Below are 15,281 nucleotides of genomic sequence, written 5' to 3'. Positions count from 1 at the left end.
GAAATCCGGATCAGCCAAGGTTGGCGTAGGCGTCGTTGATGTACTCCACCAGCGCTTCCTTTTCCTCCAAGGGCAGGAAGGATGCCTCGGCGGCGTTCAGGGTCAGCTCCAGCAGGTCGTCAAGGTCGTAGTCGAAGGTTTCCACGAGCAGGTTGAACTCGTCGGTCAGGGTGACGCCGCTCATCAGGCGGTTGTCGGTGTTGATGGTGACGTTGAAGCCCAGCTGGTAGAGCATGTCCAGCGGGTGGCTTTCAATACCTTCACCAAACTCCGCAATTGCGCCGGTCTGCAGGTTGGAGGAGGGGCAGATTTCCAGTGCGATGCCACGGTCGCGGACCCAACTGGAGAGGTCGCCCAAGGTGACCAGGCCAACGGTGTCGCCGGCTTCCTCGTCGTCGTCGAATTCCACCATGATGTCCTCGGCGATGCGGACACCGTGGCCCAGGCGGAGGGCGCGGCCGTCCACCAGCGCCGACTGGATGCTCTCCAGCCCGGCTGCTTCGCCTGCGTGCACGGTGGCGGGGAAATTGTGCTGGGCGAGGTAGGTGAAGGCGTCCCTGAACCGGCTGGGCAGGAACCCGTCCTCGGCGCCGGCGATGTCGAAGCCCACGGCGCCCTGGTTGCGGTGGCGCACTGCGAGTTCGGCGATCTCCTGGCCGCGGTCGGCGTGGCGCATGGCGGTGATCAGCTGTCCCACCTGGATCTCGCGTCCGGTCGCGGAGACGGCCTCGACGCCGGCCTCCAGTCCGTCCTGGACCGCCTCCACGGCTTCGTCGAGGCTGAGCCCCTTCTGGAGGTGCTGTTCCGGCGCCCAGCGAACTTCGCCGTACACCACGCCGTCGTCCGCGAGGTCTTCGACGAATTCCTTGGCCACCCGGAACAGGCCATCGTAGGTCTGCATGACGGCCACCGTGTGGTCGAACGTCTCCAGGTAGCGGACCAGGGATCCAGAGTCGGCAGATTCGCGGAACCACTGCCCCAGGGCGACGGGGTCCGTTGAGGGGAGCGTGTGGCCAACGGCCTGCGCCAGTTCGATGATGGTGGCCGGCCGGAGTCCGCCGTCCAGGTGGTCGTGGAGGGAGACCTTGGGCAGGCTCTTCAGGTCGAAATCGATGGCAGGGGCGGCGTCAACAATAGGCTCAGTCACGTTCCCACCTTAGGGTGGGCCGCAGTCCAAAGCCAGCCGTTGGAAGCCGGCCGTTACTTGGCGGCGGGACCGGCCTTTGCCGAGGGCACCACGAGGGCCTGCGTGCCGGGCCTGCCGTCCTTTGCTGAAGCGGAAGATTCGTCGGTCGGTTCGTCCGTCTCCGGTTCATCGTGGCGGCCCAGCCGCTTGTGCCACCAGCGGAGCAGGTGGTCGATGGCGACGCCCAGGACAATGGCGAACACGACGGCGATGCCGGCGCTCAGCAGCGGATTGTGGTGCAGCCATGGGAACGAGCTGGCCAGCAAACCGATGCCAAGGGAGTAGCCCACCCAGGTCACGCAGGCAAAGGCGTCGAAGACGAAGAACCTGCGGTGCGAGAATCCGGTGCTTCCGGCCACGTAGTTGACGGCCACGCGGCCCCAGGGGATGTAGCGGGCGGTAAAGATGAGCACAGCGCCGCGCTTTTCGAGTTCGTAGCGGGCCCAGGCAAAGACTTTCCGGACTTTGGGCCGGCGCATCCACCCCCATCGGTCCAGGCCGATCTTGCGGCCCAGCAGATAGGCCATGTTGTCGCCGCAGATGGCCCCGACCAGCGCAGTGAGGCCGAGGATCCAGAGGTTGGGTTCGCCGCTGTGCCGCGAGAAGGCCGCAAGGGCAACGATGAGGGTCTCGCTGGGGACCACCATGGCGAAGCCGTCCACGAAGAAGAACACCAGCAGTGCCGGGTAGATCCACCACTGGCCCGCTGCATGGAGCACGGCCTCATTAATAAACTCCACGCGGTGTTGCTCCTGTATAAAAATGACACAGCCAAAGTGCCGCAGCCAAAGCGGAAATCGTTCCTAAGTGTCCCACGCGCCGGGCCCTGTCCGCTACGCCCCAGTGCCCGGAATTACCTCCCTAAACGCGCAGGTTATGTCCCGGGTTCCCGGATGCGCTCCACCACGTTGGGTTTGCCGCGGAATTTGTTGATCAGCAGGTCCACCAGGATGCCCAGCGCTACAGCGCAGACAATGGCAATTGCCGCGCCCAGGACGTGGTTGTCCTCAAACCACTGCCCAAAGAAAAGCCCGATCGCCACCGAATAGCCGGCCCACAGGCTGGCTGAAAGGACGGTGAGGCCCACGAACCGCAGGTGCGGGTAGTGGGTGACGCCGGCGGTCAGGTTAACCGCCACCCTGCCGATGGGTATGAACCGGGCCACCAGGATCAGCGACGCCGGCCGCTTGCGCAGCTCCTGGCCGGCCCAGCGGAACGCGCTTTGCATGCGGGGGCCGCGCATCCACGCCCAGCGGCGGGTGCCCACCCGGCGGCCCAGGAGGTAGGCGATGTTGTCGCCGAGGAAGGCTCCCGCCGCGGCGACCAGTATCAGCAGCAGCGGATGGGGAACATCCGCGGTGGCGGCGACGGCGGCGAGGCCCACCACCACGGATTCGCTGGGAACGGGCGGAAAGAATCCGTCAATGATGCAGCAGGCCAGCACCAGGACCAGCACCCATGGCTGGCCCGCCGCGGCGAGGATGAAGTCATTGATGGCCTGCATGGGTTCCTACGCTATGCGGTCGATGATGAGCTGCTGGGCGGGCCGCGACCCTTCCGGAGCGATGACCACGGCGTGTTCCAGGGCTTCCCGGGCGCGGGCAAACCGTTCCGGGGTGTCGGTAAGCAGGGTCATCAGGGGTTCCCCGGCCCGCACGGTGGCCCCGGGCTTGGCGTGCATGCGCACACCCGCCCCGGCCTGGACGGTGTCCTCCTTGCGGGCGCGCCCCGCACCCAGCCGCCAGGCGGCCACGCCGACGGCGAGCGCGTCCAGTTCCACCAGCACCCCGTCGGCGGGAGCGTAGACGACGTCGGATTCCCTGGCCGCCGGCAGGGCGGCGCGGGGGTCGCCGCCCTGGGCGGTGATCATCCGGTTCCACACGTCCATGGCGCGGCCGTCCTTGAGTGCCGCTGCGGGGTCGGCGTCGTGCACCCCTGCACAGGCGAGCATCTCCTCGGCGAGCCGGACGGTGAGTTCAACAACGTCCTCCGGGCCACCGCCGGCCAGGACCTCCAAGGACTCCTCAACCTCGATCGCGTTGCCGGCAGTCAGGCCCAGAGGCGTGTTCATGTTGGTCAGCAACGCAACGGTGTTGACCCCTGCATCCTTGCCGAGCGCCACCATGGTTTCGGCGAGTTCGCGGGCACGGGCCTCGTCCTTCATAAAGGCGCCGCTGCCTACCTTGACGTCCAGCACCAGCGATCCGGTGCCCTCCGCGATCTTTTTACTCATGATCGAGGAGGCGATCAGCGGGATGGCCTCTACCGTTCCGGTGACGTCCCGCAGCGCGTAGAGCTTCTTGTCTGCCGGGGCCAGGCCTGCACCGGCGGCGCAGATGACTGCACCGACTTCCTGCAGTTGGGCCAGCATGTCCTCGTTGCTGAGGTCCGCGCGCCAGCCCGGGATGGACTCCAGTTTGTCCAGGGTGCCGCCCGTGTGCCCCAGCCCCCGGCCGGAAAGCTGCGGGACGGCGACGCCGAACACCGCCACCAGCGGGGCCAGCGGGAGCGTGATCTTGTCCCCCACGCCACCGGTGGAGTGCTTGTCCGTGGTGTACTTCAGGCCGCCGTCGGGACGCCGGAGGCTGGAGAAGTCCATCCGCTCACCGGAGGCGATCATGGCAGCCGTCCAGCGGGCGATTTCGGCGCGGTCCATCCCATTGAGCAGGATGGCCATGTTCAGGGCTGCCATTTGCTCGTCCGCGATGGCGCCGCGGGTGTACGCATCGATGGTCCAGTCGATCTGTTCCGGGCTGAGCTTCCCCTTGTCCCGCTTGGTGCGGATGATGTCGACGGCGTCGAATGCTTCGGCGTTGCTGGTGGTTTGGGTCACCGGGTCTCCTCCAGATGTTGGGGGCCAAATGCGTCGGGCAGCACCTGGTCCATCGTCCTGATGCCTTGGGTAGTCATGACTTCCATCTCCGGGGCGCGGAATTCGTAGAGCAGCTGCCGGCAGCGGCCGCACGGCATCAGGACCGTGCCGGCGGCGTCGACGCAGTAGAAGGCGCGCAACTGGCCGCCGCCGGTCATGTGAAGGTTGCCTACCAGGGCACATTCGGCGCAGAGGGTGAGGCCGTAGCTGGCGTTTTCGACGTTGCAGCCGCTGACGATCCGGCCGTCCGTGGTGAGGGCGGCTGCCCCCACCGCGAAGTTGGAATACGGCGCATAGGCATTTTTCATGGCGGCCACGGCGGCAACCTCGAGGGCCGCCCAATCGACGCCGGTACCGCGGCCGGGCTTGCCTTGGTTGCCGGGGACTCCGGTTTCTGTCACCTTGGTCACCCCTTGACGTACGGGATGCCGTCGGCCGCGGGCGGACGGGACCGCCCCACGAGGCCCGCCACGGCGATGACGGTCAGGGCGTAAGGCAGCATCGCCATGAACTGGCTGGGCACGGGCGAGCCAATGATGGTGATGATGCTCTGCAGGTTGTCGGCGAATCCGAAGAGCAGGGCTGCGAGGAAGGCCCCGATGGGATTCCAGCGCCCGAAGATCATGGCGGCAAGGGCGATGTAGCCGCGGCCGCCGGACATGTCCTTGCTGAAAGCGTCCACTGACACCAGGGTGAAGAAGGAACCGCCGATTCCGGCGATCGCGCCGCCCATCAGGACGTTGATGAAGCGGGTGCGGTTGACGTTGATGCCCACGGTGTCCGCCGCCTGGGGGTGTTCGCCGACGGCGCGCACCCGCAGGCCCCATTTGGTGTGGAACAGGCCGACGTAGACCACGATCACGGCCACGTACATGAGGTAGCCCACCAGGGACTGGCGGAACAGGATGGGTCCGATGATCGGGATGTCGGCGAGGAACGGGATGTCCACCGCCTGGAGCCGGCCGGGCTTGTTCAGGTGTTCCGGGTCCGCCGTGAGCAGGGTGGAGAACAGGAAGCTGGTGAGGCCGATGATCAGGACATTGAGGACCACGCCGACGATGATCTGGTTGACGAGGTACTTGATGCTCACCACGGCCAGGACCAGGGACACGAGTGCACCGGCCACCGCCGCAGAGATGAGTCCGACGTAGACGTTGCCGGTTACGGTGGCGACGACGGCGGCGGAGAATGCGCCGAGCAGGAGCTGGCCTTCGATGGCGATGTTGACCACACCGGCCCGTTCGCACAGCACGCCGGACAGCGAGCCGAACACCAGCGGTACGGCCAGCGTCACCGCACCTGCCATCAACCCGCCCAGGGAAATGGAAGGTTCGGAGTCACGGCCGCCGGCGACGATCCAGATCATGAACCCGGCCAGGAAGACGACGGCGAAGAGTCCGCCCAGCCATCCGGGGGTACGGCGCCGCTGCACAGTCAGCAGGATGGCGTACGCTGCCATGGCGAGCAGCAGGACCGCGCAGATCCAGCCGAAGACCATCGAGGGCACGGTGATCTTCTCCACGTGGGCAACGCCAAGGGCGGCGAGGCCCAGGACGACGACGGCAGCGATTGTGGTGGCGGGAATCCAGCGGTCCACTCCCCCGCCCCCGCGGCGCTGGTTGATCCAGCGGTAGCCGAGGTAGGCGGCGGCCGCCAACGCCACGGCCAGGGTGATCCATGCTGCGGTGGAGGAGGCGTTCGGGTCCCGGGCTTCGGCGATCCGGAAACCGGCTGCTTTTGTGTTGGCCAGGAAGCCGAACAGCACGGTGCCCAGGATGGCGAGCAGGCCCAGTCCAACGCCGGCCTTCCAGCTCACCAGTTCCGTTGTCCCGGCCCGGCCTCCGGCGCTGTTGGCCCGGGGTGCCTTTCCGGCGCCCGGCTGTTTGCTGGCGGGGGATTGTGTGGTGGCGCTCATGCTGCCGCTCCGCTCTTGACGCCGCCGGTACGCGAACCTGCGGTCCCACTTGTGGTGGTCTTCTTCTTACGGGGGTTGACTCCGAATATCGCACGGACCAGCGGCGGTGCTGCGATGAACAGCACGATGAGGGACTGGATGACGAGCACAATATCGATGGGGGTTTGGGTCTGTGCCTGCATTGCCACACCGCCGGCGCGGAAGGCGCCGAACAGCAGGCCCGCGAAGAAGGTTCCCCACGGCGTGGAGCGTCCCAGCAGTGCGACGGTGATGGCGTCAAAACCGATGGAGGCGGCGACACCGCCGGAAAGGTACTTTTCCGTGCCGGACACCTGCGCGACGCCGGCCAGGCCGGCCAGCGCACCCGCGATCGCCATCACCAGGATGGTGCTGCGGGCAACGTTGATGCCGGCGGTGCGGGCCGCGCTCGGGTTTGCCCCAACGGCGCGGAACTCAAAACCGATCGTGGAACGGTTCAGCAGCCACCAGACGAAGGCGGTGGCCGCTATCGCGACCAGGAAGCCGGCGTGCAGGCGGAACTGCGGTCCGAGCAGCTCGGGGAACAATGCCGTGGAGTCAAGGAACGGGGAGATCGGGTTGGTGGAACCCTTGCGCTGGAAAGCCGGGGTCGTGAGCAGGAACAGCAGCAGGAAGTTGGCGATGTAGTTAAGCATGATGGTCACGATCACCTCGTGTGCGCCCGTCCGCGCCTTCAGCAGGCCCACGACGCCGCCCCATACCGCCCCGCCAACCAGGCCGGCGAGGATCACGACCAGCAGGTGCAGGCCGATGGGCAGGTGCCAGGCGAAGCCGACGTAGGCGCCGAAGAGCGCGCCGAAGATGATCTGCCCCTGGGCGCCGATGTTGAACAGGCCGGCACGGAACGCCAGCGCGACGCCGAGCCCGGCACAGATCAGCGGAGTTGCGACCGTGAGGGTCTCGGTGATCGGGTACAGCTGGGCGGCCAGGTCGGCGCCGGCCCAGTTGAAGATGGACCCCTGCACCAGGGCGGTGTAGGGGCGGATGACCTCGGTCAGGAGGTCTCCGGGCTGGGCAAAGAAGTAGCCGGCCGTGACGGCGACCTTCGGATTGGTCACCGCCATCAGGATGCCGCCGAGCACGATGGCCAGCAGCACGGAGAGGAAGGAGACCATGGCGTTGCCGGTGAAGACCTGGTGCAGGACGGATCCGCCGCCGTCCAGGTCATGGTCCCGGCCGCGCAGCTGGGTGGCCGCCGGAACGGCGGACGGCGGCATCTGGCCGCCGGCGGTGTCCAGCACGACGTCGGAAGCGATGGCCTCGGAGGTGGTGCCACCGGGCACCTGGGTCGGGGCGGGCTCCGGGGCCCCGTTGTGGCCTATGGCCTGCGGTTCCGGGGTTGTCTTCTCAGACATGGGTTTCTCCTTCGTGGCCGGCAGGCTCCGATACCGTCGCTCCGGCCGTTGCGCCGGAAGCATGGGCGGAAGCGTTGACTTCGGCTTCTGCGGCCGGGACACCGGCCATCATCAGGCCCAGGACGTCGCGGGACGTCGTGGCGGGTACGATCCCCACCAGCCGGCCGCGGTAGAGCACCGCGATCCGGTCTGCCAGCTGAAGCACTTCGTCAAGTTCCGTGGACACGATCATGACCGGCGTTCCGTGGTCGCGTTCAGCGATGACCCGCTTATGGACGAATTCGATCGAGCCGACGTCCAGCCCACGCGTGGGCTGGGAGGCGATAAACAAGCGGAGTGGCCGGGAAAGCTCACGGGCCAGGACAACCTTCTGCTGGTTGCCGCCGGAGAGGGTGCCCACCGCGGCGGATACGGAAGGTGTGCGGACGTCGAATTCCTCGACTTTCCTGGCGGCGTTCTCCGCGATAACGCCCGGTTTCATGCTCACGCCACGGGCGAAGGGTGCCTTGTCGTAGAGGTCCAGGACCATGTTCTCGGAGATGGTGAATGTTCCCACCAGGCCGTCAAGGGTGCGGTCCTCGGGGACGAAGCCCACGCCCGCACCCAGGACATGCTTGACACTCTTGCCCAGCAGCTCCTCGCCGTCGAGCGTGATGGACCCGGCCACGTGCGGCTGCACGCCAAGGATCGCCTCGGTCAGCTCCGTTTGGCCGTTGCCCTGCACACCCGCGATGGCGAGCACTTCGCCCTTGGCGATGTCGAATGACAGGTCATCGACCACGTGCTGGCCGTTGTGGTCCGTCACGGTCAGGTTGCGGACCTTGAAGGTCACCTCGCCGGTCTTCGCCGGTGCCTTGTCGAGTGTCAGGCTCACGGTGCGGCCCACCATGGCGGACGCCAGTTCGGTGGGGGAAGCGGTGGGATCCGCCTGACCCACTACCTTGCCGCGGCGGATGACCGTGATGGTGTCCGAGATGGCTTTGACTTCACGCAGTTTGTGGGAGATGAAGACAATCGACTTACCGTCGCGCTTCAGCTGCCGGATGATGTCCAAGAGTTCATCGGTCTCCTGCGGCGTCAACACGGCGGTTGGTTCGTCGAGGATGAGCACCTCGGCGTCGCGAACCAGTGCCTTGATGATCTCGACCCGCTGCTGGACCCCGACGGGCAGGTCCTCCACCATGGCGTCGGGGTCGACGTCGAACCCGTACTGGTCCGAGATGCGGCGGATCTTCTCGCGCGTGGCTTCCAGATTGAGGAGGCCGGCAGCTTTAGTGGTCTCATTGCCCAGCGCCACGTTCTCGGCCACGCTGAAGACCGGGATGAGCATGAAGTGCTGATGGACCATTCCAATGCCGGCCGCCATGGCCTCGCCGGGGTCTTTGAAGACGACGGGCTTGCCATCGACCAGGATTTCGCCTTCGGTCGGATCGTACAGGCCGTAAAGCACGTTCATCAGGGTGGATTTCCCTGCGCCGTTCTCGCCCAGGAGGCAGTGCACCTGCCCCGGTTCGACGACCAAATCGATGTGGTCATTGGCTACCAGGGACCCGAATCGCTTCGTGATCCCCTTCAGTTCGAGTTTCAAAACCCCAACCAATCTGTGTGTGTATGGATCTGCTCCGGCGCGCTGTCGGCGGCAGGGCAGCGGGTAGTCCCAGCCTAGTGTCACGGGTGGTTCCTGGGCAGGGCGCGCAGGCGGCAAAAAAGACCGCCGGCATGGCGCTGGCGACCATGCGTTGCCAGCAAAATAGAACGCGCTGCCCTCCGGCCGGTAGCGGCGGAAGGGCAGCGCGCCCCGCAGTTCGGTCCTTACTTGGTGGGGCTGGACTTCGACTCGACCTTAACGGTTCCGGAGATGATGTCATTCTTGAGCTTGTCCAGTTCGCTCTTCAGGTCTGCCGGTACGGCGGAATCGAGATCATGGAACGGAGCCAGGGCCACGCCGCCGTTCGCAAGGGTTCCAATGTACGGCGAGGCGTCGAACTTGCCGTCTTTGTCGTCCTTGATGACCGTCTCCACAGCGGTGGACATGGTCTTCTGGACGGAGGAAAGGATCACTGACTTGTAGTCCGGGGCCGTCAGGTAACCGTCGGAGTCAACCCAGATGAGCTTGGCGTCCTTGCCCTTGGACTTGGCGTCGAGGATCGCGCTGCCCGCGCCGCCGCCGACGGGTCCGGCCACGGGAAGGACGATGTCTGCGCCCTGGTCAAGGAAGCCCTGGGTCAGGACCTTGCCCTTGTCCACCTGCTTGAAGTCGCCGACGAACGTGCCGTCCTGCTTGTCCTTGTCCCAGCCGATGAGCTGGACGCTCTTGCCCTTCTTCTCGTTGTAGTACTTCACGCCGTCGGCAAAACCGTCCATGAAGATGGTGACGGTGGGGATGTTGATGCCGCCGAAGGTTGCGACCTTACCGGTCTTGGAGGTGCCTGCTGCCAGGTAGCCGGCCAGGAATGCGGCCTGGGCCGTGTCGTAGACGATCGGCTTGACGTTCTTGGGGAATGCGGGGTCGTTGTAGTCGATGATCGCGAAGTGGCTGTTCGGGTTGGCCGTTGCGATGGACTTGGTGGCGTCGCCGAGCAGGAAGCCGACGGTCACAGTCAGCTTGCAGCCCTGCTGGACCATGGAGCGGAGGTTGGGGTCGTAGTCGGTGTCAGCCTTGGACTGGACGTGCTTCTCCTGGATGCCGAGGTCCTTGACGGCGCCCTGCAGTCCCTCGTAGCCGGACTGGTTGAACGACTTGTCGTCGAATCCGCCGGAGTCGGACACCATGCAGGCGGTGTAGTCCGAGGCGGTGGCTGAACCCGAGGGGCCGGACGCGGACGGGGCGGCCCCGCAGCCGGTCAGCAGCAAGGCGGACGCACCGAGGGTGGCCACACCGGCCATTGAACCGCGCTTGAAGCCGGCACGCAGTGATTTCTTCAATTTTCCTCCAGGGGTGATGCGAGTGGCACTACGGGCTGGAATTCAATGAGTGTCCGTTTCGGCGCTGAAATTCTGTTTTCACTGAAGGCACGCAGCACTGCGCCGGAGCGCACTGATGGCACTTACTTTAGTGGCCTGCGCCACGTCCCAATAGCACGGCGGGAGCTGGCCCCGGAGATTGTTTACAAGTTGTTACCAAGCAGTAGGGGCGCCCCCAAAGGAGGCGCCCCTACTGCTGTTTGTTCTGTGGTTATGATCGCCGGGCTACAACCGGACCAGCATCTTGCCGGTGTTTGCCCCGTCCAGGAGGTCCATAAAGGCCTGCGGCGCGTTCTCCAGGCCGTCCACGATTGTCTCGTCGTACCGCACGGTCCCGTCCGCGAGCCAGCCTGCCATCTTTTCCGCGAACTCCGCCGCGTGCTGCCGCTGACCGCCTACCAGGAAGCCGCGGAGCGTCAGTTGCTTGCCGATGGCCTGCATCAGGTTGTGGGGCGCCGGAGTCGGTTCGGTGGAGTTGTACTGCGCGATTGCGCCGCACATCGCCACCCGGCCGCCAACGTTGAGGACTGACAGGGCGGCCTCCAGGTGTTCCCCGCCAACGTTGTCGAAGTAGACGTCGATGCCGGCCGGGCCCGCCGCCTTCGCCAGCTGCTCCACGACCGGACCTTCGTGATAGTCGAACGCGGCGTCGAAGCCGAGCTCCAGGAGGCGCGCCACCTTGGCAGGCGAACCGGCCGAGCCGATGACCCGTGAAGCGCCCATCGCCTTGGCGATCTGGCCCACCAGGGAACCCACCGCGCCGGCGGCACCGGAGACGAACACCGCGTCCCCCGGCTTGAAGTCAGCGACCTTCAAGAGGCCGGAATAGGCGGTCAGCCCGGTCATTCCCAGGGCACCAAGGAAGGCGGAAGCCGGGGCCAGGTCGGTGCGGGCCGGGGTTGCGGCGCTGCCGTCCACCACCGCATACTCCCGCCAGCCCAGGGAATGGACGACGACGTCGCCCTCCTGGTGTGCCGACGAACGGGATGCGACCACCTCACCTACTGCGCCGCCGTCGAGCGCTTTGCCCACGGCGAAGGGCGCGGAGTAGGACTTGACGTCGTTCATGCGGCCCCGCATGTAGGGGTCCACGGACATGAAGAGGTTGCGCACCAGGATCTGGCCGTCTTCGAGCGCGGGCAGCGGCGACTCTGCGAGTTCGAAGTTGTCACCGGAAGGGCGCCCCACGGGGCGGGACGCGAGCCGGATTTCCCGGGTAGTGGTTGCGAGGGCTGTGCTCATGCTGCGTACTCCAGAATCTTGAGGTCGACATTGATGTTGCCGCGGGTGGCATTCGAATAGGGGCAGACCTGGTGCGCCTTGGCCACCAGGTCTTCCGCGGTGGCCAAGTCCAGCGCGGGGAGGGCGATTTCCAGCTCGGCGGCCAGCCCAAAGCCGGCGCCGCCGTCCAGTTGCCCAAGGTGGATTTTTGCCGCTACGGCCGAGTCGGTGAGGTCTGCGCCCGCCTTGCGGCCAACCAGCCGCAGTGCGGAATGGAAGCAGGCGGCATAGCCGGCGGCAAAGAGCTGTTCGGGGTTGGTGCCCTGTCCGCTGCCGCCGAGTTCGGCGGGGCTGGCAAGGTCCACGGCCAGTTTGCCGTCATTGCTGCGTGCGGTGCCGTCACGGCCTTCGCCTGAAGCCAGCGCCTCGGCGGTATAAAGGGTCTTCACGAAAATAGTCCGTCCTGTAGATGGAATGGTGCCTGGTTCAGCGGTCAGAGGGATTCATGCAGCGCGGAGGTGAGCTTGCCCAGGGTGGAGCGGAGCTGTTCCAGTTCGTCCAGGGAGAGCCCGGCAGCGTCTGCCAACCGCTGCGGGATGGCCCGGGCAGGTTCGCTGAGGCTCCGCCCGGCCGGCGTGAGGTGGATCGCGACCCGTCGTTCGTCCTCGCCGGACCGCCGGCGTTCCACGAACCCGAGTGACTCCAGGCGCTTGAGGAGGGGCGACAGCGTGCCCGAATCAAGGCCGAGTTCCCCACCAAGTTCCTTGACGCCCCGCGGCTCGCTCTCCCACAGCACCAGCATGACCAGATACTGCGGATAGGTGAGGCCCAGCTCGTCCAGCACCGGCCGGTAAACGGCGGTGGCGGCCCGGGATGCCGAATAGAGCGCAAAACATACTTGCCGGTCCAGGCGGGGTGCTTCGGTCATGGAACTACAATAGCGCACAACTAAGTTGTGCACAACTTATCTATGGTGGCGGCACCCAAGGCCAGCATCGTCGTCGTACTCACCGGCGGCGGTCCGGCACCACCGTGCCGGACCGTCGTCCGCGCTAGGAAAGGGGTGCCGGCTCCAGGTCGCGGATGGTGCGCAGGGCTGCCGCGGTGAGCACCCTGATGCCGAGGCCCAAAGAGCGCTCGTCCAGGATGTAGTCGCCGCGGTGCAGGTCGTAATCCTCGCCGCCGGGCGTTTTGGTGCCAAGGCGCATCATGGCACCGGGAAGTTCAGCGAGGAACCAGGCAAAGTCCTCGCCGCCCATGGACTGGGGTGTCAGGACCACGGCGCTCTCGCCGATTTCAGCACGGGCGGCCGCTTCGATGATGGCTGTCTCGTGTTCGGAGTTGACCACGGGCGGCACTCCCCTGGTGTGTTCCAGGTGGACGTCCACGCCGTAGGGCGCGGCCACCTGATGCACCACTTCGTCCAGCAGTTCACCGGCGGCATGCCAGGCGTCCCGGTCCAGGCAGCGCATGGTTCCGGCCATGTAGCCCGAGCCGGGAATGGCGTTGGGCGCCGATCCGGCGGTGATCTGGCCCCACACCACGGAGACCCCGCTGCGGACGTCCACCCGGCGGGACAGGACGGCCGGAACGTTGACGGCGATCTGCGCCAGCGCGAACACCAGGTCCTCGGTGAGGTGCGGCCGGGACGTGTGGCCGCCGCGCCCGGACAGCTCGATCCGAATGGTGTCCGACGCGGACGTGATGGCCCCGATCCGGGTACCCACCTTTCCCACTTCGATGCGGGGGTCGCAGTGCAGCGCGAGGATCCGGGGGACGCCGTCCAGCACGCCCTGCTCAATGCACGCGTGCGCGCCGCCGGGCATGGTTTCCTCGGCGGGCTGGAAGATGATCCGGACGGTGGCGCCAAGGGGCGATTCCTGGTGCATGCGCTGCAAAACCAGGGCAATGCCCAGCATGGTGGTGGTGTGCACGTCGTGGCCGCAGGCGTGCGTGACACCATGGTTCTTCGAAGCGAAGGGCAGGCCCGTCTCCTCGATGATGGGCAAGGCATCGATGTCGCCGCGCAGTGCTGTGGCGATGGGTCCCTCGCCCACGTCCACCGTCAGGCCGGTGCCCTCCAGGCGGCGCGGGCTCAGCCCTGCGGCTTCGAGCCGTTCGGCGAGCTTGTCGGTGGTGCGGAACTCCTTGAAGGACAGTTCCGGGTGCGCATGCAGGTCCCGGCGGAATTCGATCAGGTCCGGCAGGAGCGGTTCGAGCCAGGGGGCCACCAGGGCGGTGGGCTCGGCTTCAGTAGTGTAATTGCGCACTGTTTCACTCTAGCGAGGGTGGCGGGTTTAGCGCCCATCCCTGACGGCGCATTACATTCCGGTCCTGCCGGCACCATGGCGCCGGCAGGACTCCGGTCAGAGAACGTCCGTGTCCCCGCTCGCCTTGAGCGCATCCACGGCAGCCTTCACGCGCTGGGAATTGGCCATGGTGGTCACCAGGAGGGCGTCCGGCGTGTCCACGATGACAACATCCTGGATGCCGATCAGCGCGATGACGCGCTTGGTGTCGGTGACAACAACGCCGCTGGAGTTCTCGGTGAACACGCGGGCGCCTTCGCCAAGGACAGTGACGTCATCCACTTCCTTGGCGCTGTTGAGGCGCCCAACCGAGGCGAAGTCGCCAACGTCGTCCCAGCGGAAAGTACCGGGCACGACGGCGACGTCCCCGGCTTCGGCGGCGGGCTCGGCCACGGCGTAGTCAATGGCGATCTTGGGCAGGGTGGGCCAAATCCGGGCCGTTACCTCGTCGCGCTGGGGTGTATCCCAGGCCCGGGCGATTTCCTGGAGGCCCTGGAAGAGTTCGGGCTGGTTGGCTTCGAGGTGCTTGAGCATCAGCGACACGGGCGCCACGAACATGCCGGCATTCCAGACATAGTCTCCGCTGTCCACGTACTGCTGCGCCACAATCTCGTCCGGCTTTTCCACGAACTCCACAACGTCGTGGGCGCTGGGCGCGCCGTCGATGTGCAGCGCCTTGCCGGAACGGATGTAGCCAAAGCCGGTGGACGGGTGGGTGGGCTTGATGCCGATGGTCACGATCTTGCCGGTAGCAGCGGTGTGGATCGCTTCCCGGACTGCCTGCTGGAACAGGTCATCCGGGCTGATCACCTGGTCGGCGGCGAAGGACCCCATGATGGTGTCGGGATCGCGTTCGTGCAGGATTGCGGCCGCGAGGCCGATCGCCGCACCCGAGTCCTTGGGTTCCGATTCCAGGACCAGGTCCGAGTCGCGGACCTCAGGGAGCTGGCGGCACACTGCTGCGCGGTGGGCCTGCCCTGTCACCACCAGCATCCGGTCGCCCGCGAGGGGGTGCAACCGGTCGTAGGTGGCGCGCAGCAAGGTGCTGCCCGATCCTGTGAGATCGTGAAGGAACTTGGGAGCTGCTGCTCGTGACAGGGGCCAGAGGCGGGTCCCCACTCCGCCTGCCGGAATCACCGCAATGAAGCGGTCAATGGGTGAAGCCGGGCTTGTCACTTTGTCTGTACTCATCACGGCTACTTTAGCCGAAGGGCCGCCGGCCGCTCCTGTGGCGGCGGATGGGCGCTGCTTTTGGGCTGCCCACGTGCCCTGGCGCCTGCAATGATGTGGCGTTCGTCTCATTTCCCTGCAAAATCCGCTCCAGTACTGGGCACCAACAAACGACTAAATTGAATAAGCTGTTAGCGAAGCCTAGATTTAGGCCTGAGCTACGAGTGCTCTCGCAGCAGGCGTTCCCCCC

Annotated in this window: 14 protein-coding genes; all 14 read right to left on the bottom strand. The window is 66.1% G+C overall.

Going from position 1 to position 15,281, the window contains the following annotated elements; all coding sequences use genetic code 11:
• Window positions 1-10 precede the first annotated feature (10 nt).
• The 14 genes from NIBR502770_RS03290 to NIBR502770_RS03225 all read right to left on the bottom strand — a co-directional run bounded on the left by NIBR502770_RS03290 (window position 11) and on the right by NIBR502770_RS03225 (window position 15,052).
• Window positions 11-1,147 (bottom strand): adenosine deaminase, encoded by a 1,137-nt coding sequence (locus tag NIBR502770_RS03290; RefSeq protein WP_141161198.1) that lies wholly within the window; start codon window positions 1,145-1,147, stop codon window positions 11-13.
• Between the two features lie 53 nt (window positions 1,148-1,200).
• A complete protein-coding gene (locus NIBR502770_RS03285) occupies window positions 1,201-1,926 on the bottom strand; it encodes a DedA family protein (RefSeq protein ID WP_141161199.1) in 726 nt (241 codons plus the stop codon).
• 134 nt (window positions 1,927-2,060) lie between these two features.
• A complete protein-coding gene (locus NIBR502770_RS03280; protein WP_141161200.1) occupies window positions 2,061-2,690 on the bottom strand; it encodes a DedA family protein in 630 nt (209 codons plus the stop codon).
• 6 nt (window positions 2,691-2,696) lie between these two features.
• Complete coding sequence (locus NIBR502770_RS03275; protein WP_141161201.1) at window positions 2,697-4,019, bottom strand: thymidine phosphorylase; 1,323 nt, start codon at window positions 4,017-4,019, stop codon at window positions 2,697-2,699.
• Complete coding sequence (locus NIBR502770_RS03270) at window positions 4,016-4,459, bottom strand: cytidine deaminase (protein ID WP_256371924.1); 444 nt, start codon at window positions 4,457-4,459, stop codon at window positions 4,016-4,018. Before NIBR502770_RS03270 ends, NIBR502770_RS03275 begins: the two co-directional genes overlap by 4 nt.
• A 5-nt stretch (window positions 4,460-4,464) precedes the next feature.
• Window positions 4,465-5,973, bottom strand: a complete 1,509-nt coding sequence (locus NIBR502770_RS03265) for an ABC transporter permease (RefSeq protein WP_141181020.1) — start codon at window positions 5,971-5,973, stop codon at window positions 4,465-4,467.
• The gene (locus NIBR502770_RS03260) at window positions 5,970-7,367 is read right to left on the bottom strand and encodes an ABC transporter permease (RefSeq protein WP_141181019.1); all 1,398 of its coding nucleotides are present in this window, start codon (window positions 7,365-7,367) and stop codon (window positions 5,970-5,972) included. Before NIBR502770_RS03260 ends, NIBR502770_RS03265 begins: the two co-directional genes overlap by 4 nt.
• Complete coding sequence (locus NIBR502770_RS03255; RefSeq protein ID WP_141181018.1) at window positions 7,360-8,955, bottom strand: ABC transporter ATP-binding protein; 1,596 nt, start codon at window positions 8,953-8,955, stop codon at window positions 7,360-7,362. The genes NIBR502770_RS03260 and NIBR502770_RS03255 overlap by 8 nt, the downstream gene beginning before the upstream one ends.
• Window positions 8,956-9,179: 224 nt before the next feature.
• Window positions 9,180-10,292 (bottom strand): BMP family protein, encoded by a 1,113-nt coding sequence (locus NIBR502770_RS03250; RefSeq protein ID WP_141161206.1) that lies wholly within the window; start codon window positions 10,290-10,292, stop codon window positions 9,180-9,182.
• Between the two features lie 264 nt (window positions 10,293-10,556).
• Window positions 10,557-11,573, bottom strand: a complete 1,017-nt coding sequence (locus tag NIBR502770_RS03245; RefSeq protein ID WP_141181017.1) for an NADP-dependent oxidoreductase — start codon at window positions 11,571-11,573, stop codon at window positions 10,557-10,559.
• Window positions 11,570-12,001: an organic hydroperoxide resistance protein gene (locus tag NIBR502770_RS03240; protein ID WP_141161208.1), complete on the bottom strand. Its 432-nt coding sequence runs from the start codon at window positions 11,999-12,001 to the stop codon at window positions 11,570-11,572. The genes NIBR502770_RS03245 and NIBR502770_RS03240 overlap by 4 nt, the downstream gene beginning before the upstream one ends.
• Before the next feature lie 44 nt (window positions 12,002-12,045).
• Window positions 12,046-12,480, bottom strand: a complete 435-nt coding sequence (locus NIBR502770_RS03235) for a MarR family winged helix-turn-helix transcriptional regulator (RefSeq protein WP_141161209.1) — start codon at window positions 12,478-12,480, stop codon at window positions 12,046-12,048.
• Window positions 12,481-12,604: 124 nt separating this feature from the next.
• On the bottom strand, window positions 12,605-13,822 hold the full coding sequence (locus NIBR502770_RS03230) for an amidohydrolase (RefSeq protein ID WP_141161210.1): 1,218 nt from the start codon (window positions 13,820-13,822) through the stop codon (window positions 12,605-12,607).
• A 96-nt stretch (window positions 13,823-13,918) separates the two neighbouring features.
• Window positions 13,919-15,052 (bottom strand): mannose-1-phosphate guanylyltransferase, encoded by a 1,134-nt coding sequence (locus NIBR502770_RS03225; protein ID WP_141181016.1) that lies wholly within the window; start codon window positions 15,050-15,052, stop codon window positions 13,919-13,921.
• Window positions 15,053-15,281 lie beyond the last annotated feature (229 nt).

Origin of the sequence: Pseudarthrobacter sp. NIBRBAC000502770, from assembly GCF_006517815.1 — a bacterium.
In the GTDB taxonomy this organism is placed as follows: domain Bacteria; phylum Actinomycetota; class Actinomycetes; order Actinomycetales; family Micrococcaceae; genus Arthrobacter; species Arthrobacter niigatensis.
Note: the sequence above shows the minus strand (reverse complement) of the source record. Positions and strands in the feature narration are given on the sequence as shown.

Coding starts and splice junctions, on each gene's coding strand:
- NIBR502770_RS03225 (WP_141181016.1), bottom strand. CDS start 15,052: ATGAGTACAGACAAAGTGACAAGCCCGGCTTCACCCATTGACCGCTTC.
- NIBR502770_RS03245 (WP_141181017.1), bottom strand. CDS start 11,573: ATGAGCACAGCCCTCGCAACCACTACCCGGGAAATCCGGCTCGCGTCC.
- NIBR502770_RS03265 (WP_141181020.1), bottom strand. CDS start 5,973: ATGAGCGCCACCACACAATCCCCCGCCAGCAAACAGCCGGGCGCCGGA.
- NIBR502770_RS03280 (WP_141161200.1), bottom strand. CDS start 2,690: ATGCAGGCCATCAATGACTTCATCCTCGCCGCGGCGGGCCAGCCATGG.
- NIBR502770_RS03235 (WP_141161209.1), bottom strand. CDS start 12,480: ATGACCGAAGCACCCCGCCTGGACCGGCAAGTATGTTTTGCGCTCTAT.
- NIBR502770_RS03260 (WP_141181019.1), bottom strand. CDS start 7,367: ATGTCTGAGAAGACAACCCCGGAACCGCAGGCCATAGGCCACAACGGG.